Origin of the sequence: Microbispora sp. NPDC049125, from assembly GCF_040802045.1 — a bacterium.
Classification (GTDB): domain Bacteria; phylum Actinomycetota; class Actinomycetes; order Streptosporangiales; family Streptosporangiaceae; genus Microbispora.
Window position 1 is genome coordinate 285,106 of sequence record NZ_JBEZDW010000002.1, and the last position, 21,304, is coordinate 306,409.

Sequence of the window (21,304 nt, forward strand, 5' to 3'; positions counted from 1 at the left end):
CCCCCGTTCCTGGAGCGGGGGGCCTTCTTCATACACTGTGCTGCTATGGACAAGGCGAACGGCGGAGGCAGGACGCTCGCGTTCATCCTGCTGGCCATGCTGGCGATCCTCGCCCTGATCATCGGTCTCGCCGTGTGGGCCGCCCGGTGAGAGACCCGGTGAGCGACCCGGCGGGCGGCGCCGTCTCCGATGGCGGGACGAAGACCCTGGTGGTGCTCCGGCACGCCAAGGCCGCCCACGTCCCGGGGCTCGCCGACCCCGAACGCCCCCTCACCGGCCGCGGCGAGCGCGACGCCCGCGAGGCCGGCGACCTGATCCGGCCCCTCGGCCCCGGGCTCGTCCTGTCCTCCCCATCGGTCCGCACCCGCCGTACGGCGGAGCTGCTGGGGCTCGCCGTCCCCACGGAGATCGAGCGGGACATCTACGAGGCCTACGCCGACGAGCTGCTGGGTCTGCTCCGCCGCACCGACCCGGAGGTGGACGTCCTCGTCCTGGTCGGCCACAACCCCGGCGTGCACGAGCTGGTGATGGACCTGACCGGCGCCGACGTCGAGGGCTTCCCGCCCGGGTCGTTCGCCGTGGTCGAGGCCCCGGCGCCATGGGAGGAGATCGGCCCGCGGACCGGGCAGCTGGTCCGCGTGCACCGCCCCTGACGGGGGAGGAGGGTGGTCTGCGCTTCCAGGAGATCAAGGCTCTGAGGGCGCCGAGGCTGGAGGATCCACGCCTCGCGCTCGGCTTCGGCCTGACCGGGGCCGCCGGCTTGGTGATCCCTCTGCTCATCGGGCTGCTGACGGGGCATGCCACGGGCGGCGCCATCGTCGGGCTCGGCGCCTGGCTGGTCGCGTCCCGGGCCAATCTCAATCCGGCGGGGGTCCGCACGCCGTACCTGCTGGGGGCCGTGGTGTCGGTCGGCGCCGGCACCTCGCTGGGGCTGCTGCTCTCCGGCAAGGGCGTCCTGCTGGTGCTGGTCGCGTCGGCCCTGGCGGGGCTGGGCGGCCTGATCCGGCCGATCGGCGTCACTCCCGCGCTCACTCTGCTGCTCACCATCGCGAACCCCGTGCCCCTCGATCCGGTGCAGCACACCGGGCTGCAACTGCTCGGCGGCCTGCTGGCGAGCGTGCTGCTCACCCTGCCCTGGCCGTGGCGGCGGACCCGCCCGTTCGTGGCCGCGCTGTCCGACGTCGCCGGCGCGCTGGCCGCGCTGGCCGAGGCGGCGGTCCGGCCGGACCTCGACCCCGACGAGTGGGACGCCCTGCGCGGCCGGGCGAGCGCCACCCTCGCGGAGGTCCGTACGGCTCACGCCCGGCACCGGTGGCAGCAGCGATCTCGGGCCGCGGAGGAGGTCACCGCCGCGCTTCGGCGGGTGTTCCACGAGATCGTGGCCCTGCACGGCCTGGTCGCCACGCTGCACCGGCACGCCCCCGGCGCGGCGGACGAGGTCGGCCTGCGCGAGATGGCCGGCTCGATCGCCGGCGCGCTGAGCGCCTTCATGGCCCCGCCGGCGTCGTCGACGGACGGGAGCGCCGAGACCTGGCGGGCGCGCCGTCCGGCGGCGCCGTGCGTGCCCACCCCGCAGGCCGTCCTGAACCTCTCGGCCAGGGTGGACGCGCTGCGCGAGCGGTCACCGGGCGGTAAGCGGGGCATGGTGGTGCTGGTCCTGTTGCGGCAGATCGCGCACTGCGCCGACCGGATCGGTGACGCGCTGGCGGGCTCGGCCGAGGCCGCCGGTGTGCTGTGCTCGCCTCGGCTGACTCCGCTGGCCGTCCCGACGGCCGCCCGTCCACGGCTCGCCTTCGACGAGCCCGGCGTACGGCACGCCCTCCGGGTCCTGCTCGGAACGGCCTTCGCGTCGACCGTGATCGAGGTCTTCAAGCCCCCCTACCCCCACTGGATGGTGATCGCGGTGCTGGTCACCATCCAGCCGACGTACGGCGAGACGCGGGCCAAGGTGTGGGCGCGTATCGGCGGCAGCACGGCCGGCGGGCTGGTCACCGCGGGCATCCTGCACGTGACCCCCGGGCACGGGATGCTGGTTCTGCTGATCGGCGTCTCGGCGGCGCTGGCGTTCGGGCTGGCCTCGACCCACCACGCCTACTGGGCCACCTTCATGACCATGTGCGTGCTCCTGCTGCTCGACTTCCAGGTTCAGCAGACCGCCAAGATCGCCGAGTCGAGGGTCGTGCTCACCGTGATCGGCGGCCTGATCGCGATCGCCTGCACGCGGCTGCTGTGGCCGAGGGGCGAGACGGTGCGCCTGGCCGAGCGCGTCGCCCGCATGCTGGACTCCCACGCGGCCGTCGTACGGGCGCTGGCCCAGGTGAGCCGGGGGAAGACGACGATCGGCCGGGTCGACGAGCGGGTCAGGCGGGCCTCTCTCGACGCCGAGACGGTCACCGGCTCGCTCTGCTACGCCGCCCAGGAACCGGGCGGCACGGCTCCGGCGGAGATCCGGCAGGCGGTGGAGGCCGCGCAGCGGGTCCGCGACGACCTGCTCACGCTCATCGCCGTGTTGCGGGACGAACCGGTCGAGGCCCGCCCCGTCCCCGACGTGCTCGACGCCATCGCCAACGGGATGGAGGCCGTCGCGGAGTCCGTCCGGGGAGGGGAGCCGTACGCCTCGGCCGGAGAGGTGGAGCGGTGCCTCGCGGACGACGCGATGTGGCTGGGCGAGATGGTCGACCGCTGCTTGGACGAGCTTGAGGGGACGCGCGGCGGGACGTCCACGGCCGTCAGCCATTCCCTCCTGCGCACCGCCGCGCTCGACCAGTCCCTCCGCTCCCTGCACGACGACGCCGTACGGCTGTCGCAGGCGGCCGTCTCCGCGTTCAGCGGCAGGAAAGAGCTCAGTGCGCGCTGACCCCAGCGGATGACCCCGGCGGGGAGGGTCATTCCGGTGGCAGGGCCGCCGCGTCCTCGGCGTCGGCGGCCTCCACCTCTTCCCTGGAGATGCCCAGCAGGTAGAGGATCGAGTCGAGATAGGGGACGTTCACCGCGGTGTCGGCGGCCTGCCGCACCACCGGCTTGGCGTTGAACGCGATGCCGAGCCCGGCGACGGCGAGCATGTCGAGGTCGTTGGCGCCGTCCCCGATGGCCACGGTCTGGGTGAGGGGAATGCCCGACTGGGCGGCGAACCGCTCCAGCGCGCGGGCCTTGCCCGGCCGGTCCACGATCTCCCCGACCACCCGGCCGGTGAGCTTGCCGCCGACGACCTCCAGCGTGTTGGCCGCCGAGTAGTCGATGCCGAGGTCGGCGACCAGGGAGTCGGTGATCTGCGTGAAGCCGCCGCTGACGATCGCGAAGCGGTAGTCGAGCCGCTTGAGGGTGCGGACCAGCGTGCGGGCCCCCGGCGTGAGCACGACCTCCTTCACGACCTTCTCGAAGATCTCCTCCGACAGCCCTTCGAGCAGCGCGACCCGCTTGACCAGCGACTCGGCGAAGTCGAGCTCGCCCCGCATGGCCTCCTCGGTCACCCGCGCCACCTCGTCGAGGCACCCGGCATGCCGGGCGAGCAGCTCGATGACCTCGTTCTGGATCAGCGTGGAGTCGACGTCCATGACGATGAGCCGCTTGGCGCGGCGATGCAGGCCGGCCCGCTGGACCGCGACGTCCACCTGCTGGGCGGCCGCCTCGGCGGCCAGCTCCGCCCGCATGGCCTGCGGGTCGGCTCCGGAGACGGCCATCTCGATGCAGGTCACCGGATAGCTCGACAGCCGTTCGATCCGGTCGATGTTGGCGCCGCTCGCCGCGATCCGCCCGGAGATCCCGGCCATGGCCGCGGGCAGCAGGGGGGCGCCCAGCACGGTGACGTTCAGCCGCCCCCGTCTGCGCTTCTCCTTGGAGACCGTGCCCGAGGCGATCTCCAGGTCCATGTCGAGGTCGGCGGCCACCTGCTCGACGGCCGTCCACATGCCGCCGAGGGTGCCGCCTGTCCCGGTCGACGGGCCGCCCGCGTACGCGACGAGCACGCCGAGGGTGAGCCGGCCGCGGATCACGACCTGCTCCACGTCGGCGACGGTCACGGGAAACCCGGCCAGCACGGTGAAGAGCCGCGAGGTGACGCCGGGCCGGTCCGGACCGGTGAGCGTGATCAGGAGTGTGCGCTGGTTCACGTTGTTTGAGGTTACTGCGCCCGCCTGTGTCCCGTGCATGAGGTTCACGATGCGGACGCCTGCGTGCCCCCGATGTGAGGGGCCGCGGTCATTTCGGCATGTCGTCATGGTCAGCAGCCGCGGAAGCAGGCACGGGCCTGCCGTACGGCACGAAGATCCTCCCGCAGGAAGGACGCGCGCCCATGACGATATCCCTCGACACCGGCCGGTACACCGTCGGGCTGGCCAGGACAGCCGCCGACCTCAGAGCCGCCCAGCGGCTGCGCCACGAGGTCTTCGCCGAGGAGATGGGCGCACGGCTCGACTCCCCGGTGAGCGGGCTCGACGCCGACCGCTTCGACGCGTACTGCGACCACCTCCTGGTACGGGAGGGCGACACGGTGGTCGGCACCTACCGGCTGCTGCCGCCGGGCCGGTCCGACCGGCTGTACTCGGACGCCGAGTTCGACCTCGGCGCTCTGGCGGGCATCCGGGGCGGTCTGGTGGAGGCCGGGCGGACCTGCGTACACGCCGACCATCGCGGCGGCGCGGTCGTCGGCCTCATGTGGGCGGGCATCGCGCGCTACATGGTGAACGGCGGCTTCACCTGGCTGGCCGGCTGCTGCTCGGTCCCGCTGGACGACGGCGGCGCCGTCGCCGCCGGGGTGGTCGACCGGGTGCCGCTCGGGCCCGAGCGGCACCGGGTGACGCCGCGCACTCCGTGGCGTGACGCCGGGGTGCCGAGGCCCGACCGGTTCGTCCTGCCCACGCTGCTGCGGGGCTACCTGCGGCTCGGCGCCTGGATCTGCGGAGCTCCGGCCCACGACCCCGATTTCCGTACGGCCGACTTCTTCGTGCTGCTGTCGATGGCCGACGTGGACACCCGCTACCTTCGGCACTTCCTGGGAGAGACGTTGTGAGCACCGTCGTCCACCTGCCGGTCCCTATCTCCGCGTGGCTGCCCACGTCGCCCTGCGCGCCCGCATCCTGCGTGGACGCGCCCGTGGCCACCGTCGGGCCGCTACGCCGCTCCCTGCGGCTCCTGGGCGCGCTCACGGTGCTCCTGGCGGGCGTCCCCCTCGCCCTGTGCGCGCGCTGGGCCGGCCCGGCCAGGCGCTCCCGGCTGACGATGACCTGGTCGCGGCTGCTGGTGCGCGCCCTGGGGGTCAAAATCGAGACCCACAGGGGGTTCTCGGTCGTCGGCGGGTCCGTCGCCGCGCGCTCCGTGCCGGACGACGGCGGCCCGATGCTGCTCGTCGCCAACCACATGTCCTGGCTTGACCCGGTGCTCGTCGCGGCGATCACCCCGTGCCGGCCGCTGGCCAAGAGCGAGGTCGGCCGGTGGCCGGTCGTCCGCACGCTGGCCGCCGGGGGCAGGGCCCTGTTCATCGACAGGGACCGGCTGTCCGCCCTCCCCGGCGCGATCGCGGAGGTCGCCGACGCGCTGCGGGCGGGCGACAGCGTCGCGGCGTTTCCCGAGGGCACCACGTGGTGCGGCCGGGAGATGGGCCAGTTCAGGCCCGCCGTGTTCCAGGCGGCCATCGACGCGGGGGTGCCCGTCAGGCCGCTGACGGTGCGTTTCCTGCAGGGCGAGGCGCTGTCCACCGCACCCGCCTACGTGGGGGAGGACACGCTGCTCGCGTCCATCCTCAGGGTGACGGGAATCAGCGGCCTGGTCGCCGAGGTGACCCTCTTCCCCGGTGTACGGCTGGCCGACGCGAGCCGGCCGTACGAGGCGCGCAGGGCCCTGGCGAGGATCACCGAGGCGCAGGTGCGCACCGGGCTGCTGGAGTACCGGCAGGAGTCGGTCGCCGCGTGATGAAGCCGTGGTGACTGGCCTGTGGTGACTGGCCTGTGGTGACTGGGCCGTGGTGATCCGGCCGCGGTGACGGTGCGGCGTCCCGCCTCCTTTCCGTCTCGTGCCGCCTCGTGCCGGAACGTGGAAACGCCCGCCTGGAGTCTCCAGGCGGGCGTTCCCGTGTTTTCTCGCCGTGTTACTTCACGATCCGGGTCTTCACGGTCTTCAGGAAGTACCAGTCCTTGACGCCCAGGTTGTCCCACGCCTTGCGGTTGAGGTCCTCGGCGCCGTTGGGCACGTCCCACTGGTTGATGCCGAGCCGGGCCACGGCGATGCCGCGGGTCGACTTCTTGAGCTTCACGGTGATCGAGAAGCCCATGCTGTCCTTGACGTCCAGCGCGTACGGCACGAAACACCAGAAGCCGTCGGGGTAGAAGTCACATTCGGTGCCCTTCGGCCCGCTGTAGGTGACCTTCTTCTCGATTCCCTTGGGCAGCTTGCCCCCGACGAAGAACGTGTCGGCCAGGTACGGGCCGGTGTTCACGGCGCCGATGCCGTACGTGATCTTCGAGCCGGCCTTGACCTTCTTGGGGCCCTTGGCCACCACGTAGAACTTCGAGTACGGCTGGCCGGCCGTGGCGGTGGCGACCGAGGCGGACGCCGGGGCCGCCGAGGCCGGAGTCGTGGCGAGGAACGTGGCGCCCGCGAGCGGTGCGACCAGCGCGATGCCGGCGATCTTTGAGATCGGGTGACGCATGAGTGGATTTCTCCCTGAGAACGAAGGGGGGAGAGGCTAAAAAACCCCGTAAGCGAAGATTTTTTACCAGCTCGTCACGTCACCCGTAAAGATCTTTTTTATGAAGATATCGTGCAGATCGCTATTTCACCGGACGATGCTGCTCTTGGTCTTCACCCAGTGAATGCTGCTGCCGAACTCGCTGAGAAGCTCCTTCGGGTTGGTGTCGAGCGAGGTGTCGACCACGGCGCCGCCGAAGTAGCCGTACAGATAGCCGCTGGTCGATCCCCTCACCCAGGCCTTCGCCCAGAAGGTGTAGCTGTGGCCCTTCTTGAGGCCGGGAAGCACGCAAAGGGCGCGCAGCTGCTCCCTCGTGCACCGCTCGTGGTAGTGCGAGCCCTTGGGAACGTAGATGCGTACCTTCGAGACGTTCTTGGGGAATTTCGTGGCGAGGAAGATCTCGTCGGTCTTGGTTCTGAGGTTGTTGACGAGCCGGACCTTGTAGGAGACCACGTGGCCCCTGCGTACGCGGAACGGGTAGTTCACCAGGATCCGGACCGGGGCCGAAGCGGCCCGGGCGGCGGAGGAGGTGGAAGTCTGGGAGGCGGTGGCCTTCGAGGCGCTGGCGGCCGCGGCCGGCCCGGCTGACACGAGCGTGGCCGCGGTGAGGGGAACCGCCAGCAGCGTCGTGATCTTGACGATGAGGGTTCGCATGCGCCAAGCCTTGACCATCGAAATCACGGATGGATCACAGGTCGCCTGACTACAGAATCAGATGGACGTCGCCGAACTCGTGCCACAGATAGCCCTCCCGCAGCGCTGATTCGTACGAGCGGGACAGCAGATCCCGCCCCGCGACTGCGGACAGCATCAGCAGATGGCTCGATCGCGGTTCGTGCAGCCCCGTGACCAGCCCGTCGACCGCCCGCACTCCGCTGGCGGGTGTGACGACATGCGACGTCCACCCCGACGCCGCACGCACGGGACCGTCCCCACTCTGCCCGCCCTGGCCGCCCTGCCCGCCCTGCCCGTCGTGAGCGCCGGAGTCGTCGCGGATCTCATGCCGGCCCAGGGCCGCGGTCTCCAGGGCGCGGACGACCGTCGTGCCGACCGCGACGACCCGTCCGCCGTTCGCCCGGGTGAGGTTCACCATCCGCGCGGTCGGCGGCGGCACGGAGAACCACTCGGGATAGGGCGGCTCGTCCTTCTCCGGGCTGGCCACGCCCGTGTGCAGGGTGACGGGCGCGACGGCGACGCCCCTGCTGACCAGCGCGGTCACCAGATCCGCCGTGAACGGCCGGCCCGCGCTCGGCATCTCCGCGCTGCCGGGCTCCACGCCGAAGACCGTTTGGTAGTCCGGCAGCGGCCAGTCGCGGCCGACGTAGCCGTAACGGATCGGCACGCCGTGGGCCCGCAGGTAGGAGTGCACGTCCCGGTCCAGCGCCGCACGCCACAGCCGGGGCGTCTCCTGCCCGGCGAGGCGGAGGGTGGCGCCGCCCGGCAGCGGCAGCCACTCCCCGGGCGCGGTGCCGGAGTAGGGCTCCGTCGTGTTCCCCGTACGGCGGCGCAGCTCCACCAGCCACTCCCCTGAGGGCAGCGGCCCGGAGAAGTGGACGGCCAGCCGGTCGAGCCGTACGGCGGCGGGAAGGGTCGCGGAGTTGTTGACCACGAGCAGGTCCCCGGGCGACAGCACGGAGGGCAGGTCCGAGAAGACGTGGTGGGAGACCTCGCCGGTGTCCCGCCGGGACACCATGAGCCTGACCCCGTCGCGCCGGAGCCCGCGCGCCTCCGGCGGCTCGTGCGCCTCGCGCGGCGGAGGCAGCGCGAAATCCAAGGGGCGCGTCCCGGATACGGGGCCGGTGCCCGCCCCCGCGCGGGCGCCGGCTGCCGTCTCCGAGCCGCTCCCGCCGCCGGCGAACACCGGTTCCGGGTGGACGGCGCTCATGCCAGCTCTCCGCGGGTGTAGCGGCGGCTCGCCGGGCGTGTCGCGACCAGCCGGAGCAGCGCGGCGGCCACGGTCTCGGGCGGCGGCGCCGCGGCCGCCTCCTCGGCGCCCACGGCGTCGGCGAGCATGCGGGTGCGCATCTCACCCGGATCCACCCACCAGACCGCGATGTCGGGCTCCTCGGCGGCCAGCACGTGTGAGAGCTGGTCGAGGGCGGCCTTGGTGGCCCCGTAGCCGCCCCAGCCCTCGTACGCCTCCACCGCGGCGTCCGACGAGATGTTGACGACGGCGCCGCGCCGCTTGCGCAGGGCGGGCAGCGTCGCCTGGATCAAGGCGAGTGGCGCGATCACGTTGGTCTCGAACAGCTCGCGCAGGGAGTCGAGGGAGTGGCCGGCGAGCGGCGGCAGCGGGACCGGGCCGAGCCCGCTCGCGTTGTTGACCAGGAGGTCGAGCTCAGGGGCCGCGTCGGCCAGCCGGGCGACGTGCGCGGGGTCCGTCACGTCACCGGCGACGGCCGTGGCGCCCAGGTCGAAGGCGGCGGAGTACAGGTCCTCCTCGCCCCGGGCGGTGAGGAGGAGCGACCAGCCGTCGGCGGCGAGCGCCCTGGCGAGGGCGAGACCCAGCCCTCGGGACGCTCCGGTGATGAGTGCCTGCTTCATGCGCATCACGCTAGGAAGGCCGCCGAACCCGCGCATCGGCCGCCGGTCCTGGACGGAGGTCGGCACTTGGGCGTAGGCCGGATGGCCGAGGCCGGAGGCCCCGGCGACGACCTAGTCTGTGTGCGTGTCCGACCCAAGCGAATCCGGAGCCGTGCAGGACCGGGACGCGGTGCTGCACGCGGTGAGCTCGGCCGTGCTCGCCGTCACCCGCCATCTGTCGGTGCGTGAGGTCCTCCAGGTGATCGTGCGGTCGGCGGGGCGTCTCCTGGACGCCCGCTACGCCGCGCTGGGCGTGCCGGACGACGACGGCGCGTTCGCCGAGTTCGTCGCCGAGGGCATCTCGCCGCGCGAATGGGAGGCCATCGGCCCGACGCCCCGGCAGCACGGCATGCTGGGCGCGATGCTGCGCCAGGCCACGCCGGTCCGGCTCCCGGACATCCGCAGGGATCCCCGCTTCGAGTGGTGGCCGAAGGCCCATCCCGTTCTCAAGGACTTCCTCGGTGTCCCGATCCTGGACGGCGACCGCGTGCTCGGCATCATCTTCCTGTCCAACAAGCGGGCCCCCGGCGGGTTCACCGAGGCCGACCAGGAGTTGCTGACCCTGTTCGCCGCGCACGCGGCCATCGCGCTGACCAACGCCCGGCTGTACGAGCGGAGCCGCGAGCTCACCCTCGTCGAGGAGCGCACCCGGATGGCCCGCGAGCTCCATGACGCGGTGACCCAGAAGCTGTTCTCCCTGCGGCTGACCGCCCGGGCGGCGTCGGCGCTGCTGTCCGCCGACCCCGGCCGGGCGGCCCGGGAGATCGACCGCGTCGAGCGGATGGCCGGGGAGGCGCTGGCCGAGCTGCGAGCCGTGATCGTGGAGCTGCGCCCTGCCGACCTCGACCGGCACGGCCTCGTGGAGACCCTGCGCAAGCACGTCCACCTGCTCGACCGTCTGCACCCGGTGCCGATCGCGTTCACGTTCGAAGGCGAGCCGCCGGGCGACCTGCCGGCCGAGGTGGAGGTCGCCGTGCTGCGGGTCGCGCAGGAGGCGCTGCACAACGCGCTGCGCCACGCCAAGGCCACCGCCATCGACGTACGGCTCACGCGTGCCGGCTCCGCCCTGGTCCTGGTGGTGAGCGACGACGGCCGGGGCTTCGACGAGGCCGCCTCGCCGGGGCTTGGCCTGCCGTCGATGCGCGACCGGGCCCAGGCGGCCGGCGGGTCGCTGGGCCTGTCCACGGCGCCGGGCGCCGGCACCACCCTCCGCCTGGAGGTGCCCGCGTGATCCGGGTGCTGATCGCCGACGACCACCCGGTGGTCCGGCAGGGTCTGCGGACGTTCCTGGAGATCCAGGAGGACATCAGCGTGGTCGGGGAGGCGGCCGACGGCGCCGAGGCGGTCACGCTGGCCGGATCGCTCCGGCCCGACGTGCTGCTGCTCGACCTCAAGATGCCGGTGCTCGACGGCCTCGGCGCGCTCGCCGAGCTGGGCGGCGGCACGGTGCGGGTGATCGTGCTGACCTCGGTCAGCGACCGGTCCGGCGTGGCTCCCGCCATGCGCGCGGGCGCTGCCGGATTCCTCTACAAGGACGTGGACCCGGCCGCTCTGGTGCAGGCCATCCGGGCGGTGCACGGCGGTCAGGTGCTGCTCGCCCCGGAGGCCGCTGACGCCATGTTCGCCGGGCCGGAGCCGGCGAGGGAGGACGCGGCGGTGGCGCTGACCGACCGGGAGCGCGAGGTCCTCGCGCTGATCGCCGCCGGGCGCTCCAACCGGGAGATCGCCAGGGAGCTCACGGTGGCGGAGAAGACGGTGAAGACCCACGTCTCCAACGTGCTCATGAAGCTCGGCGTCCAGGACCGCACGCAGGCGGCCCTCTACGCCGTACGGCACGGCCTCGCCTGAAGCCGGCCACACCTGCTGCTTACACCTGGGCCTGGCCGTACTCGGATATGGAGTGGTGCGCGGACACCAGGGCCCGCCGTACGGCGCGGTCCAGCTCACGCAGGGCCTCGCCGCGCGTCGCGAGCTGGCCCGACGTCAGGCCTCGCTCCCCGGCGAGCCGGAGCGCGAGGGCGAGACGGGCGGCCAGGGCCCCGACCCGGTGGGCCCGGCCGGGGTAGCCGGGGGCCAGCGTCCCCTCCGCCCGGTCGAGTTCGGGGAAGTCCTGCGCGGGGCCGTCCACCGACTGCAGGGCATCCGTGGCGGAGCGCATCGCCATGGCGAGCGCCCGCTCGGCCTCCGCCAGCGACGGCACGTCGGGCGGCGTGGCCGACGCCTCGGACGCCGTCCAGCGGGTGCCGCAGTAGGAGGAGCCCCGCCGGTCCAGGGACGGCACGAGCCCGAAGGCCCGGCCGGGCAGCACGGCGACCACGGCCTGGCCGGCGTCGATCGCCGCGCCGTTGAACGCAGGAGGGCCGGTGAGCCCGAGCGGGTCGCCCGGGATGGGGAGTGCCAGCCGGAACGAGCCCAGCCCGTCGCTCCGGAGGTCCATGAGGTAGGCCAGCAGCGTCGTCTCGGCGGCCTCTGGGGCCACCACCTGGGGGCCCGCCGCGCGCTCGACGCGGTCCACGGCGTCCTCCAGGCTCGCATGTCCCGCGAGCCAGGCGTTGCCCCAGGCGACGAGGGTGGCGGAGATCGATGAATCGATGCGCACCCGATCCACGATATGTGCTCGGGCTGCAATAGTTTTATCTCAGCGAACCACGGGAGGGGACCACGATGGGCGGTCAGGTGCTTCAGCTTCAGGACGTGGCCGTTCGGAGGGACGGAGCCGCCCTGCTGCGCGGCATCGACTGGAGTGTCCGGGAGGACGAGCGCTGGGTGGTCATCGGCCCCAACGGCGCGGGCAAGACGACCTTGCTCCAGGTGGCCGCGTCGCTGCTCTACCCGTCCGACGGCACGGTGGAGATCCTCGGCGAGCGGATCGGCCAGACGGACGTGTTCGAGCTGCGGCCCAGGATCGGCCTGGCCAGCGCCGCGCTCGCCGAGCGGATCCCGCCGGACGAGAAGGTCATCGATCTCGTGCTCACCGCGTCGTACGCCATCCTCGGCCGGTGGACGGAGGAGTACGACTCCCACGACGTGACCCGGGCGGTCGAGCTGATCGACCAGCTGGGCGCCGCCCACCTGATCCGGCGGCGCTTCGCGACGCTTTCCGAGGGTGAGCGCAAGCGCGTGCAGATCGCCAGGGCGCTCATGCCCGACCCGGAGCTGCTGCTGCTCGACGAGCCGGCCGCCGGCCTCGACGTCGCCGGGCGGGAGGACCTGGTGCGCCGCCTCGGCTCGCTGGCCCAAGATCCCAAGTCGCCGACGATGGTGCTGGTCACCCATCATGTGGAGGAGATCCCCGCGGGGTTCACCCACGTGATGCTGCTGCGGCACGGCTCCGCCGTCGCCCAGGGGCCGATCGAGTCGGTGATGACCCCGGAGAACCTTTCCACGGCTTTCGGCGTGCCGCTCATGCTCGACCGGAGCGCGCAGGGCCGCTGGTACGCCCGCCCCGCCTGACGGATTCCTTCCCTCCCCGCCTGACAGGCCTTCCCCCCTCCCGGCCTGACGGGCCCTCCCCCCTCCCCGCGACGTCGCCGCCTGGCCCGTCCCCCTAGCATCGGGGCGACAACCGTACGAAGAGGGGACGAGGGTGACGCCGTTGGAGGCGGCCGCGGTGTTCGCGGCCGGAGTCGGTGCCGGGGCCATCAACGCGGTGGTGGGCTCGGGCTCGCTCATCACGTTCCCCACGATGCTGGCGGTGGGTTTCCCGCCGATCGTGGCGAACGTCTCCAACAACGTCGGCCTGGTGCCCGGCGGCGTCACGGGCGTCCTGGGCTACCGCCAGGAGCTCGCCGGCCAGCGGGCCCGGCTGATCCGGCTCGGGGCGGCCTCGGTGATCGGCTCCTTCATCGGCGGCGTGCTCCTCCTGCGGCTGCCCGCCGAGGCGTTCGGCGTGATCGTGCCGGTGCTCATCGCGGTGGCCTGCGTCCTGGTCCTGGTGCAGCCCAGGCTCAACGCCTGGCTCGCCGTACGGCGCAGGCCGCACCCGCACGGCGGGCCGTGGCTGTGGCTCGGGGTCCTCGGCGCGGGCATGTACGGCGGCTACTTCGGCGCCGCCCAGGGGATCGTCCTGATCGGGCTGCTCGGCGCCTTCCTCGACGAGGACCTGCAGCGGGTCAACGCGGCGAAGAACCTGCTGTCCCTGCTGGTCAACGCCACCGCCGCGGTGCTGTTCGCGTTGGTCGCCCCGGTCGACTGGGGGGCCGTGCTGATGGTGGCGCTCGGCTCGGCGGCCGGCGGTTTCCTCGGGGCGCGGGTGGGCCGCAGGCTGCCCGCCCCGTTGCTGCGCGGCTTCATCGTCGTAGTCGGAGTCGTGGCGATAGTGAAGTTGCTGTCCTGAAAGGGTATGTCTGCCCTTATGAAGGGCGACCGGGTGGAGATCGTCATCGACGCGGGCGGCACCCCCCGCACATACGAAGTGGTGGCGACCCGGGCGGGACGCCGGATCGAGATCACCACGGGCCGGGGGGTGGTCGAGGTGACCGAGGTCACCAGGACGGGCACGCCCGTGCGCACGGCCCGGTTCATGTCCAACCGGATCCTCGCGCTGGTCGAGCATCCCGCCGACGACCGGGGGCCGGATCCGGAGTGACCGCCGCCCCGGCGGCGGCTCACCGGGAGCTTCGTTCAGCGGCTCACCGGCGGATCGTCAGGCGGTTCGTTCGGCCGCTCACCGGGCGGTTCATTCGGCGGGGCGGACCTGCACGACGCCGTCGGGGCGCAGCCGCGTCTGGAAGGCGGGCTGCCGCGAGGTCGCCGGGCCGTGCACGACCGAGCCGTCCGAGATCCGGAAGACGCTGCCGTGCCACGGGCAGACCACGCACGGGTCCCCGTCCTCCACGGTGACCTGCCCCTGGTGCAGCGGGCCGGCGAGGTGGGAGCAGTTGTCGGCGAGCACGTGCACCCCGTCGCCGAGGCGCAGGACGAACAGGTCGATGTAGCCCAGCTGCCGCCGGACCGGACGGCCGTTCGGCAGCTCCTTCAGCACGCACAGGTCGTGCCAGCCGAGCGGCACCAGATGGCCCACGGACTCGGCGTGGTTGGCGCCCGCCGCCTGCCGGTAGGCCATGTGGCCGCCCAGGTACCCGCCGGCGCTGGCCGCGCCGAGCCCGGCGTACGCGAGTGTGCGGCCGGCCTGCTCGCGTCCCGCCATCCGCATGACCAGCGAGCCCGTGTAGAAGACCGCGGCCGCGAGGTTCGTCACCGCGTGCACGAGGCCGACCCGCTGCTGCTCCCGGTGGAGGGTCGACCAGTCCGTGAGGCCGGCGGCGGCTGTGGGAAGGGCCGATCCGAGCCCGGCCACGATCAGGCTGCGCGACGCGCGCGGGTCCGCCTTCGTCATGTCCAGCACGGCCGTGGACAGCCAGCACCCGAAGCTCACCATCGCGAGCGCGGGGTGGAGGGGATGCCCGATGGGGACCCCGTGGAGAAAGTCGCGTAACTTGCCCGGGCCGAGCTTGCGGCGCACGGCCTTGCTCAGCGCGCCGATCGGCCGGTCGAACGCGGTGGTCCGTTCGAGGCCGTCGAGGAGATCCGGCGACGGCACCATGCGTGGCAGCCGCCCCGTGCGTCGCGGCTTGGTGGTCTCTTCCATCTTTTGCCCCCTAACACAGAGCCCGTACCCATGCCTTCAAGCCATGAACATCGCGGGGCGGCCTCAGGCGTCCCCGACGCGGGCGTGCCCCTGCTCCTGGAGGGCGGGGCCGGCGTGTTGTTCCTGGTCGTGGGCGAGGTCAGGGGCCAGAGGTCAGGGGGCCAGGTGGCCGCTGGCGACGGACGCCTCGACGAGCCCGGCGGCGTAGGCCCCGAGCGTGGCCGAGCCCTCGGTGATGATCTGCACCTTCTCCAGCACCTGCCGGGCGGTGACCTTGTGCAGAGGCCACGTCCCGCCCTCGTTGTGGTGGTTGGCCAGGATGGGCGCGAACCGGTCGAGCGCCTTGGCGAACCTCGACTCCGGCGTCAGCCGCTCCTCGAACTCGTCCCACAGGTCCCGCATGCGCTTGGCCTGGTCCGCGGGCAGGAGCCCGAAGATGCGGTCGGCGGCGGCCCGCTCCAGCGCGCTCTGCCGCTCGACCGCCCGCGTGTCGTAGACGAAGGTGTCCCCGGCGTCGATCTCGACGATGTCGTGGACGAGCAGCATGGCGACGACCTTGGCGAGGTCCGTCCCGGGCGGCGCGTGCTCGCTCATGATCATCGCCATCATGCCGACGTGCCACGAGTGCTCGGCGTCGTTCTCGCGACGAGATCCGTCGAACAGGCTGTTCCTGCGGATGACGCGCTTGAGCTTGTCGATCTCCATGGCGAAGGCGATCTGGGCTTGCAGACGTTCCTGGATGGGCGCGGTCGTCACCCGCGCAAGACTAACCCTTCGCCGATCACTGCCCGTCCGGAGTTCCGCCTCCCGCCGGTTCCGCGCTCACCGTGCGGCGATCTCGACGGGGACGCCGTTGAACACCGCGTTGCCCGACAGCGGGTCCACCACGGTCTCGTCGGTGAGGGTGTTGGCGCTGACCCCGGCGTTCCGCGCGGCCACCGACTGGGCCGAGCCCGCATGGCCCCAGCCGTGGGGGAGGCTCACCACGCCCGCCATGATCGTGTCGGTCGGTTCAAGGGTGACCGCCACCTCGCCGGCGGCCGACCGGACGACCGCCTCGCCGTCCAGCCCCAGGCGGGCCACGTCGGCCGGGTTGATCTGCAGGGTGCAGCGGTTGGCACCGCCGACCAGCGGGCCGACGTTGTGCATCCAGCTGTTGTTCGACCGCAGGTGCCGCCGCCCGATCAGCACGAACTCGGGCTTGTCGCCGTCCAGACCGGCGCGGAGCCGTGCGAGGTCGCCGACGATCTCAGCCGGCGCCAGCTCGACCACACCGGACGCCGTGCTGAGGTTGCCCGGCAGGCGCGGCCGCAAGGGCCCCAGGTCGAGCCCGTGCGGATGGCCGAGCAGAGTGCGCAGCGACAGGTCGCCGCCGTTCCACTCGCCGTACGGCCCGAGGCGCAGCATGGCGTCGAGCCGCAGCTCCGGGCCGCCGCTCCCGTGGAGGGCGGCGCGCAGCTCGGCGGGGTCGCGGCCGTGGAGCGGCGTGCCCTCGGCGTCCACGGCCGCGCCGAGCATCCGGCCGAGGATCAGCTCGTCGAGGGAGGCCGGATCGGCGTCCACGCCCTGACCGGCGGCGATCATGGCGAGCCGCGCGAGGATCTCCGCCTCCGACGGCCGGTCCCCGAGCGGCAGAGAGGGCGGCGAGTAGCGGGCGTAGTCGCGCACGGCCAGGCCCAGCAGCGCGAAGTCGTAGTGCCCCGACTGCAGCACCCGCGGCGGCGGCAGGATCACGTGGGCGTGGCGCGTCGTCTCGTTGAGGTACGGATCGACGCTGACCATGAACTCCAGCCCGGCGAGCGCCCGGTCGAGGCGGGTGCCGTTCGGGGCCGACAGCACGGGGTTGCCTGCGACCGTGATCAGGGCCTTGATCTGTCCCTCGCCCGGCGTCTCGATCTCGTCCGCGAGGGTCGCCACCGGCAGCTCGCCGTTCGTCTCCGGCAGGCTTCGCACGCGGCTGTGCCAGCGCCCGGTCCGGTACGGCCGGCGCCGCCTGGGGCCCCCGGTCGCGGGGCGGGCGAACATCGCGCCCCCGGGCCGGTCGAGGTTGCCCGTGAGCACGTTCAGCACGTCGACCAGCCACTGCGCCAGCGTCCCGAACTCGGTGGTGCAGGTGCCGATCCGGGCGTACACGGCCGCGGCGGGGGCGGCCGCCAGCTCGCGCGCCAGCCGTACGATCACGCCGGCGGGCACGCCGCACGCCGCCGCGCAGGTGAGCGGGGTGAACGGCGTCAGCGCCCGCCTCACCTCGTCCACCCCGGCGGCGGGCACCCGGACCGTGACGAGATCCTCGGCGAACAGCGTGTGCGCCATCCCGGCGAGCAGGTAGGCATCTGTGCCGGGGCGGATGAAGACGTGCTCGTCGCCCAGCTTGGCGGTGCGGGTGAGCCGGGGGTCGACCACGACGAGCCTGCCGCCGCGCCCGCGCAGGGCCCTGAGCCGTCCGGGGAAGTCGGGCGCGGTGCACAGAGAGCCGTTGGACTCCAGCGGGTTCGCCCCGAGCATGAGCAGGTAGCCGGTGCGGTCCAGATCCGGCACCGGGATCGCCAGCGGGTCGCCGAACATCAGGCCGGCCGACACGTGCTTCGGCATCTGGTCGGCGGTGCTCGCGGAGAAGACGTTGCGGCTGCCGAGCGAGCGCGCGAGCGGCTGGGCGTAGAGAGCGCCGGCCATGGTGTGCGCGTTCGGATTGCCCAGGTAGACCGCCCGGGAGGGGCCCGGCACCCGCGACAGGCCCTGGTCGGCGGCGGCGAACGCCTCCGCCCAGGAGACCTCGCGCCACTCGCCGCTCTCCCGGACCCGCGGCGCGCTCAGGCGGTCCGGGTCCTCGTCGAGGCGGCCGAGCGAGGCGCCCTTGGGGCAGATGAAGCCCTTGCTGAACGGGTCGTCACGGTCGCCGCGCACGTCGGTGACGTGGCCCACGTCGTCGAGGGTGATCTTCAGCCCGCAGACGGCCTCGCACAGCGGGCAGGTCCGGTGCACGGTCCTCATGGCGGCCTCCTGCGCTGGGTGCGAGACAGGCTCATCTTTCCCTCATGGGGCCGCCGGAGGAAGCCCCGCCGCGCGCTCGGACGCGCTCGGGCAGCGCTAAGACGCGTTCAGGCAGCGCTCAGACGGAGAACAGGCGGCCGACCTCTTCGAGCTCCCGCACGATGTCGAAGCGGGGGTCCCTGTAGTGGCGCGCGCCGAACCCCGTGCGGCTGACCGTCCAGCTGAGCTGGCGTGCCCATCCGTCCTGGTCGGCGCACAGGGCGCTGTCGGCGGACTTGATCCGGCTCTTGAACAGCGATAACCAGTCCGTGCCGTGGGAATGCATGGTGAGACTCCTTTTCGGTGGCTTCGAGGTGGAGTTCTCGGTGTTCACGCCGGGCCGGAGGCGGCAGCCTTGCCGGACCGGCGTCGGTTCGCCCCTGACGCGTGGCGATCGTCTCGTCGTGCGACCGTTGCGGCCGTCGCTCGCCGCGTCGTCGTCCCCGTTGGCCGGATGCCTCCCGCTCGTGCCGGTATCCAAGGCGTGCGGTGCCGTCGCCGGGCGCCGGCGCCTCGATTGGGGATTCGGGCCGCGGAGTGACGCGCCATGACCTCGGCGCCTCCCCGATCTCCGGGTAACCGTTCCCGCATCGATCGTGACCCAGGACGCAGGCCCCTGCAATACTTGGCGAAACGAAATCCGCAAGAATCTTCGCGGCCTGCGTGGAAAATTGCGCCGATAATTGCGGTGCAACTTGCACACGGCGGCGTTGTAGCCTTCGGGGAGGGCGTCCGGACCCGTACGCCCCGGTGGTGCGGCGAAGGAGGTCGGCCCCGATGCCCGACCATGGCAGTCCCACCGTCCGCCGGCGGCGGCTGGGCCAGGAGTTGCGCCGGCTGAGGGAGCGCTCCGATCTCACCGGGGACCAGGTCGCGGCCCGGCTGGGCTGGTCGGCGGCGAAGGTGAGCAGGATCGAGACGGCGCGCACCTCGCCACGCGCGGACGACGTTGAGGCGTTGCTGGTGATCTACATGGTAGATTCCAGCCAACGCCAAGAGCTGCTCGCCCTTCACCAGGATGCGACCCGAAAGGGCTGGTGGGAGGAGTATCGGGACTCCCTGCCGAAGGAATACACGACTTTCCTCGGCCTGGAGGCCGAGGCCACGGCGGCACGAGACTGGGAACCCCAGGTTGTGCCGGGTCTGTTCCAGACCGAGTCGTACGTCCGGGCGATGATGGAGAGCGGGCAGCGGAGCACCCTTGAGGCGCCAGGTGGCGTCCGGAGCCGTATAGAGGTCCGGATGGCCAGGCAGGAGGCCGTTCTCAGGGCGGAGAGCCCGCTGAGCCTCTCGGTCGTGCTGGAGGAGTCCGTCCTGCTGCGCCGCTTCGGCGGCGACGAAGTGATGCGGGAACAACTCAGACGTCTCGTCGAGGTGTCACAGCTCCCCAACGTCGAGCTGCGGGTCTTGCCGCTTGATGCCGACCATCCCGTCAACACCGGGTCGTTCAGCCATCTGAAGGTGCCGCAGTTCCACGACGTGGTGTATCTGGAGGCACTCCTCGGCGGGCGCCTGATCGAGGACGAGGCCATCGTCTACCGCTACGAGGTGGCCTTCGACTATCTGGAGTCCAAAGCCCTGGACGTGGACGCCTCCCGGCGCCTCATAGAGAAGAGTTCCAGTCGCTGGCGATGAGCCCATGAGCTGCCCCGGAGGGCCCGGAGGGGACGTTCTCCGGGGAGAGAGATCCATTCTGATGAACGCAACTGATCTGCATGGTGCGGCCTGGTGGAAGAGCAGCAGAAGTGCTAACAACTGCCAGTGCGTTGAAATCGCCGTCCTGCCCGATGGTCAGGTGGGCGTGCGGGACAGCAAGAACCAGGACGGTCCCGTTCTCGTATTCACCCCGGGCGAATGGGACGCGTTCATCGGCGGCGTGAAAGACGGCGAATTCGACGTCTGATCCGCGCGTACGGCTTGCGCCTTTCCGGGAAAGACGCAAGCCGTACGCAAGGGGGAACGGGGGTCAGGCGAGACCCAGGCCCTGGGCGACGCCCTGGCCGAGGTCCTTGTGCACGTTGGCCCAGTACTCCACCACGCGCTTCTTGGTGTCGGCGGTGACCTCGGGAGCCGAGGCGTGGCCGACGATGTTGCTCACCAGGTGCTCTCGGTCGACCGCCGACAGCACGTTCTCCCACAGGGCCCGCGGCTGGACGAAGTCGTCGTCCTCGCGGTGCCTGGCGTAGGCGCTGCGGATGATCTCACCGGCGATCTGGTAGTTCTCTCCCGAGAAGATCGCCGGGTCGGCGGCGGGCCCGCCGACGCTGTTCGGCGCGTACACCGGGTCGCCGGTGTTGGTGAACCGCATCGCGCCGTCCTTGTTGTAGCTGTGCACGGGCGCCTTGGGAGCGTTGACCGGCAGCTGGAGGTAGTTCGTCCCGATGCGGTACCGGTGCGCGTCCGGGTAGGAGAACAGCCGGCCCTGAAGCATCTTGTCCGGGGACGCCCCGATGCCGGGCACCAGGTTGGCCGGTTCGAAGGCGGCCTGCTCGACCTCGGCGAAGTAGTTCCGCGGGTTGCGGTTGAGCGTGAACCTCCCGATCGTGATCTCCGGGTAGTCGCTGTGCGGCCACACCTTCGTCAGGTCGAACGGGTTGAAGCGGTAGTCCGCCGCGTCTTCGAACGGCATGATCTGCACGTTGACCGTCCACGACGGGTGGTCGCCGTTCTTGATCGCGGTGTGCAGGTCGCGGATGTGGTGGTCGGCGTCCTGCGCGATGACCGCTCCGGCCTCGGCGTCGGTGAAGTTCTCGATGCCCTGGTCGGTCTTGAAGTGGTACTTGACCCAGAACTTCTCGCCCGCGGCGTTGTACCAGAGGAACGTGTGCGAGCCGAAGCCGTGCATGTGCCGCCAGCTCTTCGGCGTGCCGCGGTCGGTCATCAGGAACGTCACCTGGTGGGCCGACTCGGGGGAGAGCGTCCAGAAGTCCCACTGCATGTCGTGGTCGCGCAGGTGGGTGTCCGCGCGCCGCTTCTGGCTGTGGATGAAGTCGGAGAACTTCGAGGGGTCCCGGATGAAGAAGATCGGCGTGTTGTTGCCGACGATGTCGTAGTTGCCCTCTTCGGTGTAGAACTTGATCGCGAAACCGCGCGGGTCGCGCTGGCTGTCCGGGCTGCCGAGCTCGCCGGCCACGGAGGAGAACCGGAGGAACAGGTCGGTCTCCTTGCCCTTCTGGAACAGGCCGGCCTTGGTGAACTGGCTGACGTCCTCGGTGATCTGAAGGACGCCGTAGGCGCCGCCGCCCTTGGCGTGGACCACGCGCTCCGGGACCCGCTCGCGGTTGAACTGGGCCATCTTCTGGATGACGTAGTGGTCCTGCAGGAGCAGGGGCCCGTTGGGGCCGACGGACAGCGAGAACTCGTCGCTGGGGGCGGGGATGCCCGCGTCGGTCGTGGTGATCCGCCTGTCGGTCATGGGG

22 protein-coding genes are annotated in these 21,304 nt (G+C 71.9%); 11 read left to right on the plus strand and 11 right to left on the minus strand.

Annotation, left to right across the window (positions count from 1 at the left end; translation table 11 throughout):
- Nucleotides 1–158 precede the first annotated feature (158 nt).
- Together AB0B72_RS03735 and AB0B72_RS03740 are read left to right on the plus strand one after the other, a co-directional pair.
- Nucleotides 159–653, plus strand: a complete 495-nt coding sequence (locus AB0B72_RS03735) for a histidine phosphatase family protein (protein WP_367736735.1) — start codon at nt 159–161, stop codon at nt 651–653.
- Nucleotides 599–2,857 (plus strand): FUSC family protein, encoded by a 2,259-nt coding sequence (locus tag AB0B72_RS03740; RefSeq protein ID WP_367736736.1) that lies wholly within the window; start codon nt 599–601, stop codon nt 2,855–2,857. The genes AB0B72_RS03735 and AB0B72_RS03740 overlap by 55 nt, the downstream gene beginning before the upstream one ends.
- A gap of 28 nt (nt 2,858–2,885) precedes the next feature.
- Here AB0B72_RS03740 and serB read toward each other — a convergent pair whose 3' ends face one another.
- Nucleotides 2,886–4,109 (minus strand): phosphoserine phosphatase SerB, encoded by a 1,224-nt coding sequence (gene serB / locus AB0B72_RS03745; protein WP_367736737.1) that lies wholly within the window; start codon nt 4,107–4,109, stop codon nt 2,886–2,888.
- 182 nt (nt 4,110–4,291) lie between these two features.
- On the opposite strand from serB, the gene AB0B72_RS03750 reads away from it, so the two are divergent.
- Complete coding sequence (locus AB0B72_RS03750) at nt 4,292–5,008, plus strand: GNAT family N-acetyltransferase (RefSeq protein ID WP_367736738.1); 717 nt, start codon at nt 4,292–4,294, stop codon at nt 5,006–5,008.
- Nucleotides 5,005–5,907, plus strand: a complete 903-nt coding sequence (locus AB0B72_RS03755; protein ID WP_367736739.1) for a lysophospholipid acyltransferase family protein — start codon at nt 5,005–5,007, stop codon at nt 5,905–5,907. The genes AB0B72_RS03750 and AB0B72_RS03755 overlap by 4 nt, the downstream gene beginning before the upstream one ends.
- Nucleotides 5,908–6,082: 175 nt before the next feature.
- Here the strand turns inward: AB0B72_RS03755 and AB0B72_RS03760 are convergent, their stop codons facing one another.
- The 4 genes from AB0B72_RS03760 to AB0B72_RS03775 form a co-directional block, all read right to left on the minus strand.
- A complete protein-coding gene (locus tag AB0B72_RS03760; RefSeq protein ID WP_367736740.1) occupies nt 6,083–6,643 on the minus strand; it encodes a hypothetical protein in 561 nt (186 codons plus the stop codon).
- A 126-nt stretch (nt 6,644–6,769) separates the two neighbouring features.
- Nucleotides 6,770–7,336: a hypothetical protein gene (locus AB0B72_RS03765; RefSeq protein WP_367736741.1), complete on the minus strand. Its 567-nt coding sequence runs from the start codon at nt 7,334–7,336 to the stop codon at nt 6,770–6,772.
- Between the two features lie 49 nt (nt 7,337–7,385).
- Entirely contained in the window at nt 7,386–8,567 is a 1,182-nt protein-coding gene (locus AB0B72_RS03770) for an S-adenosylmethionine:tRNA ribosyltransferase-isomerase (protein WP_367736742.1), read from the minus strand.
- Entirely contained in the window at nt 8,564–9,226 is a 663-nt protein-coding gene (locus tag AB0B72_RS03775; RefSeq protein ID WP_367736743.1) for an SDR family NAD(P)-dependent oxidoreductase, read from the minus strand. The genes AB0B72_RS03770 and AB0B72_RS03775 overlap by 4 nt, the downstream gene beginning before the upstream one ends.
- A gap of 124 nt (nt 9,227–9,350) precedes the next feature.
- Here AB0B72_RS03775 and AB0B72_RS03780 point away from each other — a divergent pair, with 124 nt between their 5' ends.
- Together AB0B72_RS03780 and AB0B72_RS03785 are read left to right on the plus strand one after the other, a co-directional pair.
- Nucleotides 9,351–10,496, plus strand: a complete 1,146-nt coding sequence (locus AB0B72_RS03780; RefSeq protein ID WP_367736744.1) for a GAF domain-containing sensor histidine kinase — start codon at nt 9,351–9,353, stop codon at nt 10,494–10,496.
- Nucleotides 10,493–11,113, plus strand: coding sequence for a response regulator (locus AB0B72_RS03785; RefSeq protein ID WP_367736745.1), 621 nt, complete (start codon nt 10,493–10,495; stop codon nt 11,111–11,113). The genes AB0B72_RS03780 and AB0B72_RS03785 overlap by 4 nt, the downstream gene beginning before the upstream one ends.
- Nucleotides 11,114–11,132: 19 nt before the next feature.
- On the opposite strand, the gene AB0B72_RS03790 is transcribed toward AB0B72_RS03785, so the two are convergent.
- Entirely contained in the window at nt 11,133–11,864 is a 732-nt protein-coding gene (locus tag AB0B72_RS03790; RefSeq protein ID WP_367736746.1) for a hypothetical protein, read from the minus strand.
- 65 nt (nt 11,865–11,929) lie between these two features.
- On the opposite strand from AB0B72_RS03790, the gene AB0B72_RS03795 reads away from it, so the two are divergent.
- From AB0B72_RS03795 to AB0B72_RS03805, 3 genes are all read left to right on the plus strand, one after another.
- Nucleotides 11,930–12,718, plus strand: a complete 789-nt coding sequence (locus tag AB0B72_RS03795; RefSeq protein ID WP_367736747.1) for an ABC transporter ATP-binding protein — start codon at nt 11,930–11,932, stop codon at nt 12,716–12,718.
- Nucleotides 12,719–12,851: 133 nt separating this feature from the next.
- Nucleotides 12,852–13,601 (plus strand): sulfite exporter TauE/SafE family protein, encoded by a 750-nt coding sequence (locus AB0B72_RS03800; protein WP_367736748.1) that lies wholly within the window; start codon nt 12,852–12,854, stop codon nt 13,599–13,601.
- A gap of 6 nt (nt 13,602–13,607) precedes the next feature.
- Nucleotides 13,608–13,853 (plus strand): hypothetical protein, encoded by a 246-nt coding sequence (locus AB0B72_RS03805; RefSeq protein WP_367736749.1) that lies wholly within the window; start codon nt 13,608–13,610, stop codon nt 13,851–13,853.
- A 90-nt stretch (nt 13,854–13,943) separates the two neighbouring features.
- On the opposite strand, the gene AB0B72_RS03810 is transcribed toward AB0B72_RS03805, so the two are convergent.
- The 4 genes from AB0B72_RS03810 to AB0B72_RS03825 form a co-directional block, all read right to left on the minus strand.
- Nucleotides 13,944–14,855, minus strand: a complete 912-nt coding sequence (locus tag AB0B72_RS03810) for a Rieske 2Fe-2S domain-containing protein (protein ID WP_367736750.1) — start codon at nt 14,853–14,855, stop codon at nt 13,944–13,946.
- A 153-nt stretch (nt 14,856–15,008) separates the two neighbouring features.
- Nucleotides 15,009–15,560 carry an HD family hydrolase gene (locus tag AB0B72_RS03815; RefSeq protein WP_367736846.1) on the minus strand — a complete coding sequence of 184 codons (552 nt, stop codon included), beginning with the start codon at nt 15,558–15,560 and terminating at the stop codon, nt 15,009–15,011.
- 117 nt (nt 15,561–15,677) lie between these two features.
- Complete coding sequence (locus AB0B72_RS03820) at nt 15,678–17,846, minus strand: molybdopterin-dependent oxidoreductase (RefSeq protein ID WP_367736751.1); 2,169 nt, start codon at nt 17,844–17,846, stop codon at nt 15,678–15,680.
- Between the two features lie 118 nt (nt 17,847–17,964).
- Nucleotides 17,965–18,171: a hypothetical protein gene (locus AB0B72_RS03825; protein ID WP_367736752.1), complete on the minus strand. Its 207-nt coding sequence runs from the start codon at nt 18,169–18,171 to the stop codon at nt 17,965–17,967.
- A gap of 491 nt (nt 18,172–18,662) precedes the next feature.
- On the opposite strand from AB0B72_RS03825, the gene AB0B72_RS03830 reads away from it, so the two are divergent.
- Both AB0B72_RS03830 and AB0B72_RS03835 read left to right on the plus strand, forming a co-directional pair.
- Nucleotides 18,663–19,520: a helix-turn-helix domain-containing protein gene (locus AB0B72_RS03830; RefSeq protein WP_367736753.1), complete on the plus strand. Its 858-nt coding sequence runs from the start codon at nt 18,663–18,665 to the stop codon at nt 19,518–19,520.
- Nucleotides 19,521–19,581: 61 nt separating this feature from the next.
- Nucleotides 19,582–19,788 (plus strand): DUF397 domain-containing protein, encoded by a 207-nt coding sequence (locus AB0B72_RS03835; RefSeq protein ID WP_367736754.1) that lies wholly within the window; start codon nt 19,582–19,584, stop codon nt 19,786–19,788.
- Nucleotides 19,789–19,851: 63 nt separating this feature from the next.
- On the opposite strand, the gene AB0B72_RS03840 is transcribed toward AB0B72_RS03835, so the two are convergent.
- Nucleotides 19,852–21,300, minus strand: coding sequence for a catalase (locus AB0B72_RS03840; RefSeq protein WP_367736755.1), 1,449 nt, complete (start codon nt 21,298–21,300; stop codon nt 19,852–19,854).
- Nucleotides 21,301–21,304 lie beyond the last annotated feature (4 nt).

Excerpts from the sequence above, each read along its gene's own strand:
- AB0B72_RS03765 (WP_367736741.1), bottom strand. The coding sequence starts at position 7,336 with ATGCGAACCCTCATCGTCAAGATCACGACGCTGCTGGCGGTTCCCCTC.
- AB0B72_RS03835 (WP_367736754.1), top strand. The coding sequence starts at position 19,582 with ATGAACGCAACTGATCTGCATGGTGCGGCCTGGTGGAAGAGCAGCAGA.
- AB0B72_RS03820 (WP_367736751.1), bottom strand. The coding sequence starts at position 17,846 with ATGAGGACCGTGCACCGGACCTGCCCGCTGTGCGAGGCCGTCTGCGGG.
- AB0B72_RS03815 (WP_367736846.1), bottom strand. The coding sequence starts at position 15,560 with ATGGAGATCGACAAGCTCAAGCGCGTCATCCGCAGGAACAGCCTGTTC.
- AB0B72_RS03740 (WP_367736736.1), top strand. The coding sequence starts at position 599 with ATGGGAGGAGATCGGCCCGCGGACCGGGCAGCTGGTCCGCGTGCACCG.
- AB0B72_RS03830 (WP_367736753.1), top strand. The coding sequence starts at position 18,663 with ATGCCCGACCATGGCAGTCCCACCGTCCGCCGGCGGCGGCTGGGCCAG.
- AB0B72_RS03825 (WP_367736752.1), bottom strand. The coding sequence starts at position 18,171 with ATGCATTCCCACGGCACGGACTGGTTATCGCTGTTCAAGAGCCGGATC.
- AB0B72_RS03805 (WP_367736749.1), top strand. The coding sequence starts at position 13,608 with ATGTCTGCCCTTATGAAGGGCGACCGGGTGGAGATCGTCATCGACGCG.
- AB0B72_RS03840 (WP_367736755.1), bottom strand. The coding sequence starts at position 21,300 with ATGACCGACAGGCGGATCACCACGACCGACGCGGGCATCCCCGCCCCC.
- AB0B72_RS03810 (WP_367736750.1), bottom strand. The coding sequence starts at position 14,855 with ATGGAAGAGACCACCAAGCCGCGACGCACGGGGCGGCTGCCACGCATG.
- AB0B72_RS03770 (WP_367736742.1), bottom strand. The coding sequence starts at position 8,567 with ATGAGCGCCGTCCACCCGGAACCGGTGTTCGCCGGCGGCGGGAGCGGC.
- AB0B72_RS03760 (WP_367736740.1), bottom strand. The coding sequence starts at position 6,643 with ATGCGTCACCCGATCTCAAAGATCGCCGGCATCGCGCTGGTCGCACCG.
- AB0B72_RS03750 (WP_367736738.1), top strand. The coding sequence starts at position 4,292 with ATGACGATATCCCTCGACACCGGCCGGTACACCGTCGGGCTGGCCAGG.
- AB0B72_RS03795 (WP_367736747.1), top strand. The coding sequence starts at position 11,930 with ATGGGCGGTCAGGTGCTTCAGCTTCAGGACGTGGCCGTTCGGAGGGAC.
- AB0B72_RS03775 (WP_367736743.1), bottom strand. The coding sequence starts at position 9,226 with ATGAAGCAGGCACTCATCACCGGAGCGTCCCGAGGGCTGGGTCTCGCC.